Annotated in this window: 14 protein-coding genes; 9 read left to right on the top strand and 5 right to left on the bottom strand. The window is 72.8% G+C overall.

What is annotated here, in order from left to right; all coding sequences use genetic code 11:
- Positions 1–32: 32 nt before the first annotated feature.
- The 8 genes from J2S44_RS08035 to J2S44_RS08000 all read left to right on the top strand — a co-directional run bounded on the left by J2S44_RS08035 (position 33) and on the right by J2S44_RS08000 (position 6,007).
- A complete protein-coding gene (locus J2S44_RS08035; RefSeq protein ID WP_307238357.1) occupies positions 33–605 on the top strand; it encodes a TetR/AcrR family transcriptional regulator in 573 nt (190 codons plus the stop codon).
- A gap of 78 nt (positions 606–683) precedes the next feature.
- Positions 684–1,625, top strand: coding sequence for a TIGR04222 domain-containing membrane protein (locus tag J2S44_RS08030; RefSeq protein WP_310410342.1), 942 nt, complete (start codon positions 684–686; stop codon positions 1,623–1,625).
- Positions 1,622–2,452, top strand: coding sequence for an MbnB/TglH/ChrH family RiPP precursor modification enzyme (locus J2S44_RS08025; protein ID WP_310410340.1), 831 nt, complete (start codon positions 1,622–1,624; stop codon positions 2,450–2,452). Before J2S44_RS08030 ends, J2S44_RS08025 begins: the two co-directional genes overlap by 4 nt.
- The gene (locus J2S44_RS08020) at positions 2,445–3,032 is read left to right on the top strand and encodes an SCO6045 C-terminal-like domain-containing protein (protein ID WP_310410338.1); all 588 of its coding nucleotides are present in this window, start codon (positions 2,445–2,447) and stop codon (positions 3,030–3,032) included. Before J2S44_RS08025 ends, J2S44_RS08020 begins: the two co-directional genes overlap by 8 nt.
- A 59-nt stretch (positions 3,033–3,091) precedes the next feature.
- Entirely contained in the window at positions 3,092–3,754 is a 663-nt protein-coding gene (locus tag J2S44_RS08015) for an HAD family hydrolase (protein ID WP_310410336.1), read from the top strand.
- 201 nt (positions 3,755–3,955) lie between these two features.
- The gene (locus tag J2S44_RS08010; protein ID WP_310410335.1) at positions 3,956–4,861 is read left to right on the top strand and encodes a serine protein kinase RIO; all 906 of its coding nucleotides are present in this window, start codon (positions 3,956–3,958) and stop codon (positions 4,859–4,861) included.
- 9 nt (positions 4,862–4,870) lie between these two features.
- The gene (locus tag J2S44_RS08005) at positions 4,871–5,116 is read left to right on the top strand and encodes a DUF2630 family protein (protein WP_310410334.1); all 246 of its coding nucleotides are present in this window, start codon (positions 4,871–4,873) and stop codon (positions 5,114–5,116) included.
- A 54-nt stretch (positions 5,117–5,170) separates the two neighbouring features.
- Positions 5,171–6,007, top strand: a complete 837-nt coding sequence (locus tag J2S44_RS08000) for a hypothetical protein (protein WP_310410332.1) — start codon at positions 5,171–5,173, stop codon at positions 6,005–6,007.
- 85 nt (positions 6,008–6,092) lie between these two features.
- On the opposite strand, the gene J2S44_RS07995 is transcribed toward J2S44_RS08000, so the two are convergent.
- From J2S44_RS07995 to J2S44_RS07975, 5 genes are all read right to left on the bottom strand, one after another.
- Complete coding sequence (locus J2S44_RS07995; RefSeq protein WP_310410331.1) at positions 6,093–6,878, bottom strand: metallophosphoesterase family protein; 786 nt, start codon at positions 6,876–6,878, stop codon at positions 6,093–6,095.
- Positions 6,879–7,116: 238 nt separating this feature from the next.
- Positions 7,117–9,888: an aconitate hydratase AcnA gene (acnA, locus tag J2S44_RS07990; RefSeq protein ID WP_310410329.1), complete on the bottom strand. Its 2,772-nt coding sequence runs from the start codon at positions 9,886–9,888 to the stop codon at positions 7,117–7,119.
- Between the two features lie 226 nt (positions 9,889–10,114).
- Entirely contained in the window at positions 10,115–10,504 is a 390-nt protein-coding gene (locus tag J2S44_RS07985) for a DUF6841 family protein (RefSeq protein ID WP_310410327.1), read from the bottom strand.
- 51 nt (positions 10,505–10,555) lie between these two features.
- The gene (locus tag J2S44_RS07980; RefSeq protein ID WP_310410325.1) at positions 10,556–12,034 is read right to left on the bottom strand and encodes a glutathionylspermidine synthase family protein; all 1,479 of its coding nucleotides are present in this window, start codon (positions 12,032–12,034) and stop codon (positions 10,556–10,558) included.
- Positions 12,035–12,352: a hypothetical protein gene (locus J2S44_RS07975; RefSeq protein WP_310410324.1), complete on the bottom strand. Its 318-nt coding sequence runs from the start codon at positions 12,350–12,352 to the stop codon at positions 12,035–12,037.
- Between the two features lie 153 nt (positions 12,353–12,505).
- On the opposite strand from J2S44_RS07975, the gene pulA reads away from it, so the two are divergent.
- Positions 12,506–17,953, top strand: coding sequence for a pullulanase-type alpha-1,6-glucosidase (gene pulA, locus J2S44_RS07970; protein ID WP_310410322.1), 5,448 nt, complete (start codon positions 12,506–12,508; stop codon positions 17,951–17,953).
- Positions 17,954–18,095 lie beyond the last annotated feature (142 nt).

Raw genomic sequence — 18,095 nt, 5'->3', positions numbered from 1 at the left:
AAATTACTGCGCAGCGTGACACGATCGACGGCGTGCCAAGGGTAAGCCAGGATCAGCTCGACGCGCGTCGCCAGGAGATTCTCTCGGCCGCGCGGGCCTGCTTCGCCCGGCACGGATACGAGGGCGCCACCGTGCGTCGCCTGGAAGAGGCCACCGGGCTGTCCCGGGGTGCCATCTTCCACCACTTCCGGGACAAGGACTCGCTCTTCCTCGCGGTGGCGGAGGACGACGCGGCCGCGATGGTCACCACGGTCGCGGAGAACGGCCTGGTCCAGGTCATGCGCGACCTGCTGGCCCGCGCCGGCTCGCCGGACACGGCCGGCTGGCTGGGCAGCCAGCTGGAGGTCTCCCGGCGGCTGCGCACCGACCCGGACTTCGCGTCCCGGTGGGCGCAGCGGCAGGCCGCGATCGAGGAGGCCACCCGCACCCGGCTCGGCCGGCTGCGCGACGCCGGCAAGCTGCGCGACGACGTGCCGCTGGACGTGCTGGCCGAGTTCCTGGAGCTGGCCTACGACGGGCTGGTGCTGCACCTGGCGATGGGCCGCCCGGCCGGGTCGCTGAGCCGCGTGCTCGACGTGGTGGAGGAAGCGGTCCGGCGCAGCTGAGCCGCGCCCGCCGGGAAGACCGAGGACGGCACGTTCTGGGGAGATCCACAACTGGCGGGTGTGGCGCACAATGACCGCATGGACACGCTTGCGGCCTCGGGCGACACGTGGGGTATCCCCGGCCCGACCTTCCTCGCGCTGTATCTGGGTGCCGTCGCCGTCGCCCTCGTCATCGTTCTGGTCCGCCGCCACTCCATGGCGGCCGGCCGTCAGGTGCCCGGAACGGATCATCTGACGGCCCAGCAGGCGGCGTACCTCACCGGGGGATCGGATCTCGCCGTCTACTCCGCGATCGCCGGCCTGCGCGCCGGCGGCCTGATCGCCAGCGCGCCGAACAAGACGCTCGCGCCGGTCGCCCCGCTGCCGGACGGCGCGCCGCCGCTGGACGCGGCGATCTACCGAGTGCTGCAGCGCGGCCCGTCGACGGTGTACGGCGTGCGGAACAACAGCCAGGTCAAGAGCGAGCTGGACCGGCTGCGCGACGACCTGGAGCGGTACGGGCTCGCGCTCGGCGAGGACGACCGCCGGGCGTACCGCAACACCACGCTGCTGCTCGCCGCGCTGGCCGCGCTCGGCGTGGTGCGCCTCGTGTCCGGCCTGATCAACGGCGCCGCGATCTGGTACCTCGTGATCATCGTCCTGGCGCTCGGCGTCACCACGCTGGTGCTGCGTTCGCGGACGCCGTGGATGACCCACGCCGGAAAGAACGCGCTGGCCGGGATGCGCACCCGCTACCAGTACCTGTCGCCGGCGCAGTCGCCGGCCTGGGACACCTACGGCATGACCGGTCTCGCGATGGGCGTGGCGCTCTGGGGCACCGCGTCGCTCTACACGTACGACGCCGCGTTCGCGGCCGAGGCGGAGATCCAGCGGCAGGCCGCGGCCTCGTCCGGGAGCGGCGGCGGCTGGTCCGGCGACGGCGGCTCGACCTGGTCCGGCTCGGACAGCGGCGGCGGGTCGGACGGCGGCGGCAGCTCGTGCGGCGGCGGTGGCTGCGGCGGCGGAGGCTGCGGCGGATGACCTCGCCGTTCTACGGTGTGGGGATCGGGTGGCGTCCGGAGATCTCCGGATTCGTCGGCGGGCTGCCCGGTCTCCGCTTCACCGAGGTGATCGCGGAGACCGTGCCGGTCACCGGTCCGCTGCCGCCCGGCCTGGCCGCGCTGCGGGACCGTGGCGTGACCGTGATCCCGCACGGCGTCCGGCTGTCGCTGGGCGGCGCCGCGCCGGTCGAGCCGGAGCGGGTGGCACAGTTCGCGGCCGCGGCCGAGGCGCTGGACGCGCCGCTGGTCAGCGAGCACATCGCGTTCGTCCGGGCCGGTGGCGTGGAGGCCGGGCACCTGCTGCCGCTGCCACGCACCCGGGAGGCGGTGGACGCGGTGGTGGCGAACGTGCGGCGGGTGCGCGCGGCCGTGTCCGTGCCGATCGCGTTGGAACCGATCGCGGCGATCTTCGACTGGCCGGACGAGGAACTGACCGAGGCGCAGTTCATCACCGAGATCATCGAACGGTCGGACGCGATGCTGCTGCTGGACGTCGCGAACGTCTACGCCAACGCGCGCAACCGCGGCACCGACCCGGTGGCGGTGCTGGACCGGCTGCCGGTGGAGCGGATCGCGTACTGCCACGTGGCCGGCGGCGACGACGTGGACGGCATCTACCACGACACGCACACGGCCGTGACGCCGCAGCCGGTGCTGGACCTGATCACGGAGCTGACCGCGCGGTGCCGGCCGCCGGCGCTGATGCTGGAGCGGGACGGCCACTACCCGCCGGCGGCGGAGCTGACCGCGGAACTGTCCGCGATCGCAGCCGCGGCGGGATACCCGGACCCGACGCGCCGTGGATGACCGCGACCGCGGCGGGCCGGCCGGCGCACCGCATGACGCGCCGGCCGACCTGCCCCGGGACCCGGCCGCCGGCCCGGTCCGTGATCTAACGGCCGGCCCGCCGCGGGACCCGGCGGCCGGCCCGGTCCGTGATCTGGCGGCCGGTCCGTCTCGGGGCCTGGCGGCCGGTCAGGAGGCGCTGGTGGCCGCGCTGACCGCCGGCGCGCCGGTCCCGGCCGGGTTCGACACCCGGCTGGTCGGCGTGGCCCGGGCTGCGCTGCTGCGCAAGCGCGCCGGCGTGGTCGCCCGGCAGTGGCCGATGCTGGCCGCCGGTTACGGCCCAGAGTGGATCACCGCGTTCGCGGAGTGGGCGGCCGGCCGGCCCACCACCGGCTCGCTGCGGGACGGCTGGGACTTCGCGCGGGCCCGCGGCGTGCGTGGGCCCGCGGCCGAGGAGGAATTGGCCCGGCGCGAGGTGGCGTGGCGCTACGACGGCGTGGGCGAGCCCCGGCCGCGCCGGATTCCGGCCGTCCGGCGTACCCCCGGGATGGTGTTCGTCCAGGTCGGCGGCCGGGTGTTCAGCCGTTCCAGGCAGCTTTAAACGTCTTGTTTACATGGTGGGACTGGTCGGTTCCCAGGCTGCTCAACTAGTGTGCGCGAGTGCCCCTCATGTTGCTGGCGCTCGACAACACCCTCCTGGACCGGGAGGCGGCGTTCCGTGCCTGGGGTGCGAAGTTCCTCGCCGAGATCGACGCCCCCGGGACTGACCTGGAGTGGCTGGTCTCGATCGACGCGGACGGACTGACCTCACGGTGGGACCTGGCCGACGCGATCAAGGCGCGGTACCGGTTGCGGGCCTCCTCGGTGGACCTGGTCGACGAGCTCGACCTCGGGCTGGTGGAACACACCCGGCTGGATCCGCTGGTGGCGTGCGCGCTGCGGATCGCGGACGACGCGGGCTGGATGCCGGTGGTGGTGAGCAACGGGCCGGCGTACCGGCAGGAGAGCATCATCCGCCGCACCGGTCTGGACCACTACGTGGCGGACTGGGTGATCTCCGAGGCCGCCGGCGTCAGCAAGCCGAACCCCCGGATCTTCACGCTCGCGGCCGAGCGGGTGCGCATGCACATGCGCGGCGCCTGGATCGTCGGCGACAGCCCGGAGGCGGACATCGGCGCGGCCGCGGCCATGGGCCTGCCCAGCGTGTGGCTGCATCGCGGGCGGCAATGGATGGAGTCGCGCTTCGAGCCGACCACCTCGGCCGGGTCGCTGATCCAGGGCCTGTCCGCGGTGCTGGCCGGCGGCCGGATGGTGCGTCCGTAAATCGCTTGCGCGGTCCGCCCGGGTCCGCGATAGTAGTCGCGCAACGACCTGACCAGGTTGTTCGTGCTCACCGCGTGCGGTGGGTGATTCCGCGGGGCGCGCGTGCGCTCGGCGAGAGAAGGAGGAGGTGCGAGTAATGGCTGTCATGGTCACGAGCTTCGCCATGCCTTTCTTCCTTTTCTCGTCCGAGGAGACGCTGAAGTGTTCGACAGTTCCCGTCCGCGTGGCCGTCGCAAGTTCGACGACGACGAGCCGCACGATCTGAAGTTCCGCGGTGCCCGCCGGCAGGCGGTCGCCGACGCCGACGTCCCCGACACCGGCGATCGCTGGTCCACGTGGGAGGCGGCCGACCACGGCCCCGAGCCGATCCCCGACTGGGTGGTCACCGAGCACGCCGCCGTCGACGACGAGCTCGGCGTGCTCAAGACCGGAAAAGAAGCCGACGTCCATCTGGTACGCCGCGGTGTGCCCGGCACGGACCGGTCCGTGCTGCTCGCCGTCAAGCGCTACCGGGACGCCGACCACCGCCTGTTCCACCGCGACGCCGGTTATCTGGAGGGGCGCCGGGTGCGGCGGTCCCGCGAGATGCGCGCGATGGAGAACCGCACCTCGTTCGGCCGGCAGGTGATCGCCGGGCAGTGGGCGGCCGCGGAGTTCGCCGCGCTGTCCCGGCTCTGGCACATCGGCCGGACCATGGGCGGCATCCACGTGCCGTACCCGGTGCAGCTGCTCGGCACCGAACTGATGCTGGAGTTCCTCGGCGACGACGACGGCCGGGCCGCACCGCGCCTCGCCCAGGTCCGCCCGGACCCGGACGAGCTGCTGGACCTGTGGCGGCAGGCGGTCGAGGCGCTGACCGTGCTGGCCCGGTGCGGGCTCGCGCACGGCGACCTGTCGCCGTACAACATCCTGGTGCACGACGGCCGGCTGGTCCTGATCGACCTGCCGCAGATCGTGGACGTGATCGCGAACCCGCAGGGCCGCGAGTTCCTCGCCCGCGACGTGCGGGTGGTCGCGGCCTGGTTCGCGTCCCGCGGCCTGCCCGCCGAACTCGCCGATCCGGAGCCGTTGATCACCACGCTGCTCGCCGAGGCGAACCTGCGGTAGAAACGACACATGGAAGACACGACAATCCTCAGCCAGATCAACAACCTGGTGGACGAGGAGCACAAGCTCCGCCAGCAACTCGCCGCCGGTGAGATCACCGCCGGCGAGGAGCACGACCGCCTCCGCGCGGTCGAGGAGTCCCTCGACCAGTGCTGGGACCTGCTGCGCCGCCGCCGGGCCGCCCGCGAGTTCGGGCAGGACCCGGACACGCAGGAGGCCCACTCCAAGCAGGAGGTCGAGAACTACCTGCAGTGACGGGTACGGGAGGTCGCCGCGCACGCGGTGGCCTCCCGTCCGCACAATGACGGCGTGCTGCCGTACTACCTCTATCTGACGACCGTCCCGCCACGCGACCGGATCGCGGCCGCGCTCGCCGCGGCGGGCGGCGTCCCGGCGTCCGCGGTCGACCTCGCCGACACCGCGACGACCGAGCGGAACTGGCGGGCGGCCGTGCTCGGGACGCTGCACCCGGTCGCCGGCGACCTGCGGCTGTGCGTGGAGGTCTGGTTCGGCGACGGCGCCCGGGTCCCGTCCGAACCGGAGACCGCGGCGGCGCTGGCCCGCACGCTCGACACACCGGTCGCCTACCCGGCCGTGGAACACCGGCCGAGCGCGTACCGGATGGCGCTGGCGGACGGCCGGCACACCCGGATCCGGGTGTACGAGCAGGACGAGCCGCCCGCGGACGGCGAGCCGGTCCGCCTCGACGTCGACGCCACCGAACACCCGATCCCCGCGCTGCCCCGCGTGCCGGTCATGCCGCTGCCGGAGGTCATCCACGACCACCCGCTGCCGTCCGGGTGCGACGTCCCGGAGCTGCGGAGCTGGGACCACCTGGTGGTCCGCGTCGAGTCCGGCTGGCCGCCGGACGGCTGGTACCCGGCCGAGCTCTACGCGTCCTTCCTGGCGGCCCGCGACGCTGTCGACGCCGCGGCGCTCGACGACCCGGCCCGCGCGGCGCTGGCCGCGCTGGACGCCCGCTTCCGTTCCCGGACCGTCGACGACGGCGGTGCGGCGCTCCGCGCCCGGCTCGCCGAGGCCCGGATCCCCGGCCTGGACTGGGCCCGCCCGCCCACGGTCGGCACCGCCTGGTGGTGGCGCCGGATCACGCTCCCGCCGCCATGGGCCCGCCAGCCGGGCGGCTGAGCCGCGGCATCCCACCGGCCGGGCGGCTGAGCCGCGGCATCCCGCCGGTCGGGCGGTTGAGCCCGGCATCCCGCCGGTCGGGCGGTTAGCGCCCCAGCACCACGGCCCGGGCGTCCACGTTGAGGATGTGGCCGTCGCCGAGAGCCGCCACCGGGTCGTTCCAGTGCACGTGCCCGCAGACGGTGAGCGCCGGCGGCCGGTTCGCCAGCCGCGCCCGGACCGCGCCGTTGCCGGGCTGCCCGGTCCCGCCGGCCGGTCCCTCGTGCAGGATCAGCACGTCGGCGGCGTCGGCGCCGGTGAGCTGGCGGAGGAACTCCGGCTCGGTCCGGCGGCCCGGCCGGGACGGGTTGCCGATCACGCCGCTCACCCCGCCCACGGTCAGTCCCGCCGGACGCACGACCGCGCCGTCCAGCAGCGCGACCTCGGGCCCGAACGCGGCCACGTCGGCCGCGTCGACGACGTCGTGGTTGCCGGCCACCCCGACGACGAACCGGCAGCCCGCGGCCGCGAACGCGAGCCACACGTCGGTCACGTCGCCGGACGCGCCGCGCACGTCCGCCTCCGGCGCCGAGTAGAGGTCACCGGCCAGCAGCACGCCGAGCCGCTCCGGCGGCGGCAGCAGCCCCGCGTCGGCCCACCCGGGCAGCCAGTCCGCGAGCGCGATGCCGAGCAGCACGTCGCCGCCACCGCGCGGCGACGCCGCGACGCCCTGCAGATCGCCGGTGATCAGGATCCCGTCGCAGCCCGGTGGCAGTGCGTCGACCGCCAGCCGCTGCACGGGGAGGCCGGCGCTCTCGGTGCCGCCACCGGTGCGGGCACGCCGGTACCGCAGCGTGGTCAGGTCGGCCGGCGTGGTGTCGATCAGGCGCATCGGCCGGGTCCGGCGGGCGGGGCCATGGGGCTGACCCTATCCGGCCGGCGGGTGCGGGGTGTCACGCGACCGGCGGCGGAACCGGCAGGGAGGCCGCTCGCGGCCGACCGGTGCCCGCGGGAGCACTCGGGGAGCGGCCACGCCGGAAGCGGGAAAACGGCTTCTCGGGGTTTCGGTGGGGGAAAGACGTCGGGCGGCCGCCCCAAAGGACGGCCGCCCGACGGCGGTACGGCGATGATCAGCTGGCGATCATCTTGCGGAGCACGTACTGCAGGATGCCGCCGTGCCGGTAGTAGTCGGCCTCGCCGGGGGTGTCGATGCGGACGACCGCGTCGAACTCGATGCCGGTGTCGGTGGTGACCTTGACGGTGCGCGGCGTGGTGCCGTCGTTGAGCGCGGTGACGCCGGTGACCGTGAAGGTCTCGGTGCCGGTGAGCTTCAGCGACTCGGCGCTCTCGCCCTGCGGGAACTGCAGCGGGAGCACGCCCATGCCGATCAGGTTCGAGCGGTGGATGCGCTCGTAGGACTCGGCGATGACGGCCCGGACGCCGAGGAGCATGGTGCCCTTGGCGGCCCAGTCGCGGGACGAGCCGGAGCCGTACTCCTTGCCGGCCAGGATGACCAGCGGGACGCCGGCCTCGGCGTAGGCGACGGAGGCGTCGTAGATGGTGGTCTGGTCGCCGGTGAGGTGGTTGACCGTGAAGCCACCCTCGACGCCCGGCACCAGCTGGTTGCGGAGCCGGATGTTGGCGAACGTGCCACGGATCATCACCTCGTGGTTGCCGCGGCGGGAGCCGTACGAGTTGAACTCGTGCCGGGCCACGCCGTGCTCCGCGAGGTACTTGCCGGCCGGGGAGTCCGGCTTGATCGAGCTGGCCGGGGAGATGTGGTCGGTGGTGACCGAGTCGCCCAGCTTGGCCAGCACGCGCGCGCCGGAGATGTCGCCGACCGGGGTCGGCTCCGCGGCCATGCCCTCGAAGTACGGGGGCTTCCGCACGTAGGTGGAGTCCTCCGACCACTCGAACGTCTTGCCGGTCGGCGTGGGCAGCGACTGCCACTGCTCGTCGCCCGCGAAGACGTCGGCGTACGCGGCGGAGAAGCCCTCCGCGCCGATCGCCTGCGCGATGACCTCGTCGATCTCCTGCGTGGACGGCCAGATGTCGTTCAGGAACACCGGCTTGCCGTCCGTACCCGTGCCGAGCGGCTCGGTGGTGATGTCGATGTCCATCGAACCCGCCAGCGCGTACGCGACGACGAGCGGCGGGGACGCCAGGTAGTTCATCTTGACGTCCGGGTTGATCCGGCCCTCGAAGTTGCGGTTGCCGGAGAGCACGCTGACCGCGGTCAGGTCGGCCTCGTTGATCGCGGCGGAGATCGCCTCGGGCAGCGGGCCGGAGTTGCCGATGCAGGTGGTGCAGCCGTAGCCGACCAGGTGGAAGCCGACCTTCTCCAGGTACGGCGTGAGCCCGGACCGCTCGTAGTAGTCCATGACCACCTTGGAGCCCGGCGCCAGCGTGGTCTTGACCCACGGCTTGCGGGTCAGGCCGCGCTCGACCGCCTTCTTCGCCAGCAGCGCCGCACCGATCATGACCTGCGGGTTCGAGGTGTTGGTGCAGGACGTGATCGCGGCGATCACGACCGCGCCGTGGTCCAGCTCGAACTCGGCGCCGTCCTCGCCGACCACCCGGGTGGGCTTGGAGACCCGGCCGTCGGCGCCGGCGGCCGCGCTGAACACGTGCGGCTTGTCGGCCTCGTCCTGCACGCCGTTGGCCGGCGGGTCGCTGGCCGGGAACGACTCCTCGCTGGCCTCGTCCGCGTGGCCCTCGGCCTGGACGTAGTTGCCGAGCGCGTCGCGGAACGACGCCTTCGCCTGGTTCAGCGCGACGCGGTCCTGCGGGCGCTTCGGGCCGGCCAGCGACGGGACGATCGTGGACAGGTCCAGCTCGAGCTTCTCGGAGTAGTCCGGCTCCGCGTCGACGTCGAGCCAGAGGCCCTGCTCCTTGGCGTACGCCTCGACCAGCGCGACCTGCGCCTCGGTGCGGCCGGTCAGCTTCAGGTAGTCGATCGTCTGCTCGTCGATCGGGAAGATCGCGACGGTCGACCCGTACTCCGGCGACATGTTGCCGATCGTGGCGCGGTTCGCCAGCGGCACGGTGGAGACGCCCGGGCCGTAGAACTCGACGAACTTGCCGACCACGCCGTGCTTGCGCAGCATCTCGGTGATGGTCAGCACCAGGTCGGTCGCGGTGGTGCCGGCCGGCAGCTCACCGGAGAGCTTGAAGCCGACCACGCGCGGGATGAGCATGGAGACCGGCTGGCCCAGCATCGCGGCCTCGGCCTCGATGCCGCCGACGCCCCAGCCCAGCACGCCCAGGCCGTTGACCATCGTGGTGTGCGAGTCGGTGCCGACGACCGTGTCCGGGTACGCCTGGCCGTTGCGCTCCATGATCGTGCGAGCCAGGTACTCGATGTTGACCTGGTGCACGATGCCGGTGCCCGGCGGGACGACCTTGAACTCGTTGAACGCGGTCTGGCCCCAGCGGAGGAACTGGTAGCGCTCGCGGTTGCGCTGGTACTCCAGGTCGACGTTGCGCTGGAACGCGTCCGCGCGGCCGAACAGGTCGGCGATGACCGAGTGGTCGATGACCATCTCGGCCGGTGCCAGCGGGTTGACCTTGGTCGGGTCGCCGCCCAGGTCACGGACCGCCTCGCGCATGGTGGCCAGGTCGACGACGCAGGGCACGCCGGTGAAGTCCTGCATCAGCACGCGGGCCGGCGTGAACTGGATCTCCACGCTCGGGTCCGCGTTCTGGTCCCACCCACCCAGCGCGCGGATGTGGTCGGCGGTGATGTTCGCGCCGTCCTCCGTGCGGAGCAGGTTCTCCAGCAGGATCTTCAGGCTGTACGGCAGGCGGTCGTGACCTTCCACCTTGTTGATCTTGAAAATCTCGTAGCTCGCGTCACCGACGCGCAGCTCGCTCTTCGCACCGAAGGTGTCGAGGCTCGCCACGTCGTACTCCTTCCCGCTGTCCCTGCGGTCCCTCGGCCCCCGGGGCCACTCGCCGCTCGGCGTGCTGGCTCCCGGAAAACGGGCTGACCGTGAGTAGTCCTCAAACAGTCTTTCGTACGTGTTACCCGTTCGTGTCGGTTAGGTAGGGCTAACTCGCCGCTCTACAAAACCGTACGTCCGTCTTGCTAGAAGCATACAGGGATTCCACGCGGCGGCGAGGGCGGGCTCAGCCCGTGGAGATGACGGTGCAGATCTCCGGGCCGTGCGCGGTCGCCCGGAGCAGATAGCGAAAACTCTGGCCCGGCACGGCCGCGCCGTGACTGTCCAGGAACTCCCAGTCCACCGCCACCATCGACAGGCCCTCCGCGAGGCGCTGCACGTCGCGGATCTGCGCGTGCGCGGCAACCAACTCGCGTTCCAGGTACGACGGCGCGGCACCGAGGAAGCTCAGCGCGACCGCGGTCGGCGAGGTGAACGTGAAGCTGTACGAGCCGGAGACCACCATGCCCGGCAGGGCATAGCACCCGGCGATCCCGGTCAGGTCACCGGCGGTCAGCGCGGCGCCATAGCGGTCGAAGAAGTCACTCAACGTGTCCAGATCAGTCGTGGCGCTCACATCTGCAGAGTTTCCTGCCAGCGACGCCCGCAAACCGCGCCGACACACCGATCACGCATCGTTGATCACGTACGGGACGCCGTTCGCGGGCGCGCTGGGCGCGATCTCGTGGGGCGCGCTGGGCTCCATCTCGTGGGGCGCGCTGGGCTCCATCTCGTGGGGCACGCTGAGCTCGATCTCGTGGGGCACGCTGAGCTCGATCTCGTGGGGCACGAAGTGCGAATCGTTGCGTGTGATGAGGCCGGCGGACTCGCGGATGCCGAGGCCGGCCGGTTCGCCGTCGACCATCCAGACGCCCAGGACCGGGTGCATCGGGCCGTGCGGGGAGCCGAACGCGGGCAGCGGGGCCAGCGCCTGCGCCACGAAGCCCTCCGCGCCGTACGGACCGGGGGCGTCCTCGAGCGGCGCGCCGTCGCGGATGAGCCGGGTGGACGCGCCCTCGCGACCCCACAACGGCTTCAGCGCGTACGACGTGACGTGTGCCGGCCGCTCGTCCGCGAACCAGGCGGGCAGCAGGTAGCGGCTGCGCTCCGGATCGTCCCGGTAGAGCTGCCAGAGCACCGGCAGCAGCCCCTTGTTGCCCCAGAGCGCGGCGGTCCACGGCGGCTCGATCCACACCGTGCCGCGCTTCGCCGGGTCGGCCAGGTCGCGCAGGATCGGCCGGCCGCCCTCCTCGTGCCACATCCACTCCCACGGGTAGAGCGCGAACACCACGTCGAGCTGCCGGCCGCGGAAGACCATCCGGTCCGCGCGGGTGTCCCAGCCGATCTGGGACATCGCGATCAGCTCGGTGCGGTACCCGGCCTGGCGGCACGTCTCCTGCAGGTACGCGGTGTTCATCCGGTCCTCGCCGGACGTCTCGCCGGTCTCGTACGCGAAGTGCACGGTCAGGTCCTCGGGCAGCCACGGCCGGGCCCGGCGCAGCGCGGTCAGGTTCCGCCGCCACGCCTCGACCAGCATCTCGTGCATGCCGTTCCACTGGTCATGACCGCCGGTGCCCTCCAGCCACCGCCACTGCACCACGGCGGCCTCCAGCAGGCTGGTCGGCGTCTGCGCGTTGAACTCCAGCAGCGTGGGCGGCCCGGTCCCGTCGTAGCGCAGGTCGAACCGGCCGTACACGCTGGGCGAGAAGTCCGGGGTCTGCGGGGGGTACGCGCGGTCCAGGTCCTTGTCCGCGTGGGTCCAGGTCTCCGGGCCGCCGTCCTGCCAGGTGCGGATGATCTGCGCGTGCGCGAACTCCGGCACGCCGAACCGGGCCAGCAGGCACACGTCCGGCGTGCACACCGGGTCGAGGTAGTGCCGGGACCGCACCGCGCGGTCGCGCCGCGGGCAGGTGCCGACGATGTGGTCGCCGGCCGCGACGCACATCTCGTGCAGCGTGGCGGCCGCGTGTTCCAGCTCGGCGATCTCGGCCGCGGTGAGGACGTACCGGGCGCCCTCCCGCCAGTACGTGCTGTCGTCGTAGGTCAGGCCGAGCCGCGCGTTCTCCGCCCGCCAGCCCGGCCGGGCCGCAACGGTCTCCCGCCGCACTCAGCCGCCGCCGGAGCCGGCGGCCGCGCCGCCCTGGCCGACGATGCCGGTGCGCACGACGCCGTCCGGCACCACGGCGGAGTTCCGCGTGCCGAGCGGCGCCGCGCCGGTCGGTGCACCCGTCGGAAGGCCGGTCGGTGCGCCGGTCGGCACGCCGGTGGGTGCGCCGGTGGGTGCGGCCGGGGTCGGCGCGGGCGCGTACGGCGCGGCCGGCCGGCGCGGGGGTGGGTCCGCGTCGCAGGCGGCCGTGCCGCCCGCCGCGAGTCCGAGAAACGCGGCGGTCAACGAGATCCGTCGCGCGGTCGTCCGTCGGGGCATTCACCAACTCCAGTGCGGGGGTGCATCCGATCATGACATCGGCGCGCAACGGCGTACCGACTTGCGCAAGGCTTGCGGATCTTTTGCAAGGTCTTGCATCGACTTTCATCGCGGGATAGCGTGCGGCGACACCGCTGACGAGGAAGGTTGTCGATGGACGCCGTCTGGAGAACGCTTGTCGCGGCGCTGGCCGTGACCGTGGTGCTGCCGCTCGGGGCCGTCGCGGGCGCCGGTCCGTCGGCGCCGCCGGGTCGGACCGCCACCGGCGCCGTGACGTGGAACGCGGAGCCGTCGAACGCCGTGCTGGCCGGTCAGCACGCGCCGGAGCGCGACGCGGAGCAGTTCTACTTCGTGCTGCCGGACCGGTTCGCGAACGGGGACCGGCGCAACGACCGCGGCGGGCTGGGCGGGGACCGGCTGAGCACCGGGCACGACCCGGCGGACAAGGGTTTCTATCACGGTGGTGACGTGCGGGGCGTCCTCGACCGGCTGGACTACATCGAGGGGCTGGGCACGACCGCGATCTGGCTGGCGCCGGTGTTCAAGAACCGGCCGGTGCAGGGCTCGGGCGCGGACGTGAGCGCGGGCTACCACGGGTACTGGATCACGGACTTCACCCGGCTCGACCCGCACTTCGGCTCGAACGACGACCTGAAGAGGCTGGTCGACGCCGCGCACCGGCGGGGCATCAAGATCTATCTCGACATCATCACCAATCACACGGCGGACGTGATCGCGTACGCGGAGAACCGGTACGGCTACGTCTCGAAGGAGGCGTCGCCCTACGTCGACGCGGCCGGGAACCCGTTCGAGGACCGCAACTACGCGGACGGGACGCGGCCGTTCCCGGCGGTCGCCGCGGACTCCGGGCCGTACACGCCAGTGTTCCGCACGCCGTCGGACGCGACCGTGAAGGTGCCGCGCTGGCTGAACGATCCGACGATGTACCACAACCGGGGCGATTCGACGTTCACCGGCGAGAACAGCGAGTACGGCGACTTCTTCGGGCTGGACGACCTGTGGACCGAGCGGCCCGAGTTGGTCGACGGGATGACGAAGATCTACGCGGACTGGATCCGGGAGCTCGGCATCGACGGCTACCGGATGGACACGGTCAAGCACGTCAACATGGACTTCTGGCCGCGCTTCAGCCAGGGGGTACAGCGGGCCGGCGGCGACGAGTTCTTCATGTTCGGCGAGGTCTACAGCGCGGATCCGCGGATCACCTCCGGGTACGTGCGGCGCGGTGGTCTGCCGGCCACGCTCGACTTCCCGTTCCAGGCCGCGGCGCAGAGCTTCGTCACCGGCACCGGGACGCCGCGGGCCCTCGCGGACGTCTACGCGGCGGACGACCTCTACACCGCGCGGGACACGGACGCGGGCCGCCTGCCGACGTTCCTCGGCAACCACGACATGGGCCGGATCGGGTCGTTCATCGCGGCGTCCGGCGGCTCCGAGCAGGAGCGGTTGCGGAAGGCGCAGCTCGCGCACGAACTGATGTTCCTCACCCGCGGCCAGCCGGTCGTCTACTCCGGGGACGAGCAGGGCTTCACCGGCCCGGGCGGGGACAAGGACGCGCGGCAGGACATGTTCGCCAGCCGCACGCCCGACTACCTGGACGACGACCTGATCGGCACCGCGCGCACGCACGCGACCGACAGCTACGACACCCGGCACCCGATCTACCGGACCATCGCGGCGCTCGGCGCGCTGCGGGAGCGCTACCCGGCGCTGGCCGACGGCACCCAGACCACCCGGCACGCGGCCGGCGCGCCCGGCGTGTTCGCCGCGTCCCGGCTGCTCGCGGACGAGCGGGTCGAGCACCTGATCGCGGTCAACAACGCGCCGGCCGCGCAGACCGTCACGATCGACACGTTCTCGCCGGCCACCCGCTTCGCACCGATCTACGGCGGGGGAGCGGCGGTGCGGTCCGGCGCGGACCGGCGGGTGACGATCACGGTGCCGCCGATGTCCGCGGTCGCGTGGCGCGCGGCCGCCGCCGTGCCGGGGCCGTCGGCGCGGCCCGGCCTGAGCCTGACCGCCTCGGCCGACACGGTGGAGGCGACCGTGATCGGCGGCGACCCGGCCGCGACCGTCACGCTCGCGGCGAAGCGGCCGGGCGGCCGGTGGGAGCTGGTCGGGACCGCGACGCGCGCGCCGTACCGGTTCCACCACGACCCGCAGGGGTTGCCCGCGAACGCGTCGATCACATACAAGGCAGTGGTGGAAGACAGCAAGGGGCGTACCGCCTCCGCCACCGCGACCGCGACCGTCGAGACACCGCCGCAGACGCCGAGCCGCGACTGGCTCGTCGTGCACTACCAACGCCCGGCCGGGGACTACGACGGCTGGAACCTGTATCCCTGGGGTGACATCGACCCGGCATGGGCCACGACCTGGCCGGCCGGGCAGCCGTTCACGGGCGAGGACTCGTACGGCCGGTTCGCCTGGGTGAAGCTGAAGCCGGGCGCGCAGAGCGTCGGCTTCCTGGTCGTCGACCCGTCCGGGACCAAGGACCCGGCCGTGGACCGGACCGTGGACGTGACCGCGACCGGCGAGGTGTGGGTCAGATCGGGCGACGCCACGATCTATCCGACGCGGCAGGCGGCGACCGGGGAGCCGGACCCGCCGCGCGACCCGGACACCGCGATCATCCACTATCGACGGCCGGCCGGTGACTACGACGGCTGGGGACTGCACGTCTGGGACGGCGCCGCGACGCCGACCTCGTGGGACGCGCCGCTGATGCCGGTGCGCCGGGACGCGTTCGGTGCGGTGTTCGAGGTGCCGTTGGCGGAAAGCGCGACCGGGCTGAACTACATCCTGCATCGTGGGGACGTGAAGGATCTCCCGGAGGACCAACGGCTCGACGTCCGCGCCACCGGGCCGGAGGTGTGGCTGCAGGCCGGCGTGCCGGGGCGGTTGCTGCCCGGCGGCACCACCACGCTCAGCCCGGACGTGGACCCGACCACGGCGGAGGCGCAGTGGCTCGACCGGTCCACGGTCGCCTGGGCCCGGCTCGCGACGCCCACGTCCGGCGAGGGGCGGCCGGCGGACGGCAAGGCGTACGCGCTGGTCTGGTCCGCGGACGGCGGCATCGGCGTGGCGGACGGTGAGCTGACCGGCGACTACGTCAGCGTCCCGCTGGCCGCGCGGCGCAATGGGCTCAGCGAGGCGCAGCGGCAGCGGTTCCCGCACCTGTGGGCCTACGGCGCGCTGGAGGTGCCCGGGTCCGCGCGTGTGCCGGACATCCTGCGCGGCCAGGTCGTCGTCACGGAGCGCGACCACACCGGCAGGCTCCTGGCGGCCACGGCCGTGCAGATCCCGGGTGTGCTCGACGACGTCTACTCCGGCGCGGTCACGGCCACGCTCGGGCCGGTGTTCGCGCCGGACGGGCAGCCATCGGTCTCGGTCTGGGCGCCGACCGCCCGTACCGTGCGGCTTCAGCTCTTCCCGTCGCCGTCCGCCACGCCGGCGTCCACCGTGGACATGCGGCGGGACGACGCGACCGGCGTGTGGTCGGCGTCGCCCGGCCGGGAGTGGGCCGGGAAGTTCTACCGGTTCGAGGTGACCGCGTGGCAGCCGGCCGCGCGGAAGGTGGTGACCGCGTCGGTGACCGACCCGTACTCGGTGGCGCTCGCGGCCGACTCCACCCACAGCCAGTTCGCCGACCTCGACGATCCGGCGCTCGCCCCCGAGGGCTGGGCGGACCTGACGAAGCCCGCCGCGGTGCCGGCCACCAGGATCCAGATCCAGGAGCTGTCGGTACGGGACTTCAGCATCGCGGACGCGACCGTGCCCGCCGCGGCGCGGGGAACCTACGCGGCCTTCGCCGAGCGCGGGTCCGCGGGTGCGACGCATCTGCGGGAACTGGCCGCGGCCGGCGTGACGCACGTACACCTGCTGCCGGCCTTCGATTTCGCGACGATCCCGGAGCGGCGCGCCGACCAGGCGCAGCCCGCCTGCGACCTGGAGTCGCTGCCGCCGGACTCGGACCGGCAGCAGGCCTGCGTGGCGGCGGTGGCGGACACCGACGGTTACAACTGGGGGTACGACCCGCTGCACTACACGGTGCCGGAGGGCGGCTACGCGGTGGACCCGTCCGGTGCGGCGCGGACCCGCGAGTTCCGGTCGATGGTGGCCGCGCTCAACCGGGACGGGCTGCGGGTGGTGCTGGACGTGGTCTACAACCACACGGCGGCGCACGGCGTGCACCCGCACTCGGTGCTCGACCAGATCGTGCCCGGCTACTACCACCGGCTGCTCGCGGACGGCACCGTGGCCGACTCGACCTGCTGCTCGAACACCGCGCCGGAGCACGCGATGATGGGCAAACTGGTCGTCGACTCGATGGTCACCTGGGCCCGCCAGTACAGGGTGGACGGTTTCCGCTTCGACCTGATGGGCCACCACCCCAAGGCCAACATCCTGGCGGTACGGTCCGCGCTGGACGCGCTGACGCTCGCGCGCGACGGCGTCGACGGTTCCAAGATCTACCTGTACGGCGAGGGCTGGAACTTCGGCGAGGTGGCCGGGGACGCGCGGTTCGTGCAGGCCACCCAGGCCAACATGGCCGGGACCGGGGTCGGCACGTTCAACGACCGGCAGCGTGACGCGGTGCGCGGCGGCGGGCCGTTCGACGCGAACCCGCGCGTGCAGGGCTTCGCGTCCGGGCTGTTCACCGACCCCAACGGCGACCCGGTGAACGGTACGCCCGACGAGCAGCGGGCCGCGCTGCTGCTGCGCCAGGACCAGATCAAGGTCGGCCTGTCCGGGAACCTCGCGTCGTACCGGTTCGTCGCGTCGTCGACCGGTGCGTCGCAGACCGGCGCGGAGATCCCCTACAACGGCTCGCCGACCGGCTACACCGCGGCGCCGGGCGAGGCGATCACGTACGTGGACGCGCACGACAACGAAATCCTCTACGACGCGCTCGCGTTCAAGCTTCCGCAGCGGACCTCCGCCCTCGACCGCGCCCGGATGCAGACGCTCGGGCTGGCCACGGTGGTGCTCGGCCAGGGCGTCGGCTTCGTGACGGCCGCGTCGGAGCGGCTGCGGTCGAAGTCGCTGGACCGGAACTCGTTCAACTCCGGCGACTGGTTCAACGCGATCTCCTGGGACTGCGCGGCCGGCAACGGCTTCGGTCGCGGCCTGCCACCCGCGCCGGACAACCAGGACAAGTGGGACTACGCGCGCCCGCTGCTGGCCGACCCGGCGCTGGTCCCCGGCTGTGACGCGATCACCCTGGCCGACGCGCGCTACCGGGAGCTGCTGGAGATCCGGCGGTCGTCGCCGCTGTTCTCGCTCGGCACCGCGGAGGCGGTCCAGGAACACCTGTCCTTCCCGCTGTCCGGCCCGGCCGAGACGCCCGGCGTGCTCACCATGCTGCTGACCTCCGCCGACGAGACCGTCACGGTGGTCTTCAACGCCACCCCGGAACCGGCGACGCAGACGGTCCCGTCGCTGGCGGGCACGTCGACCGCGCTGCACCCCGTTCTGCGGAACTCCGCCGACGAGTCCCTGCGCACGGCCGCGTTCGACGCCGCGACCGGCACGTTCTCGGTCCCACCCCGCAGCGTGGCGGTCTTCGTCCGATCCTGATGGCAGCCCGGCGCCGGTCAGCGGACCGGCGCCGGCTGAATCACGCGTCCGAGCGTGATCGATCATGTGAACGGGACGGCGATCATGGGAGACTGCGTGACAGCATCCTGTTCCGTTAGGAGGCGAGTCCGCCGATGAGCGT

The organism is Catenuloplanes niger (assembly GCF_031458255.1).
GTDB classification, from domain to species: domain Bacteria; phylum Actinomycetota; class Actinomycetes; order Mycobacteriales; family Micromonosporaceae; genus Catenuloplanes; species Catenuloplanes niger.
Note: the sequence above shows the minus strand (reverse complement) of the source record. Positions and strands in the feature narration are given on the sequence as shown.

Coding starts and splice junctions, on each gene's coding strand:
- J2S44_RS08030 (WP_310410342.1), top strand. CDS start 684: ATGGACACGCTTGCGGCCTCGGGCGACACGTGGGGTATCCCCGGCCCG.
- J2S44_RS08025 (WP_310410340.1), top strand. CDS start 1,622: ATGACCTCGCCGTTCTACGGTGTGGGGATCGGGTGGCGTCCGGAGATC.
- J2S44_RS08005 (WP_310410334.1), top strand. CDS start 4,871: ATGGAAGACACGACAATCCTCAGCCAGATCAACAACCTGGTGGACGAG.
- J2S44_RS07995 (WP_310410331.1), bottom strand. CDS start 6,878: ATGCGCCTGATCGACACCACGCCGGCCGACCTGACCACGCTGCGGTAC.
- J2S44_RS07975 (WP_310410324.1), bottom strand. CDS start 12,352: ATGCCCCGACGGACGACCGCGCGACGGATCTCGTTGACCGCCGCGTTT.
- pulA (WP_310410322.1), top strand. CDS start 12,506: ATGGACGCCGTCTGGAGAACGCTTGTCGCGGCGCTGGCCGTGACCGTG.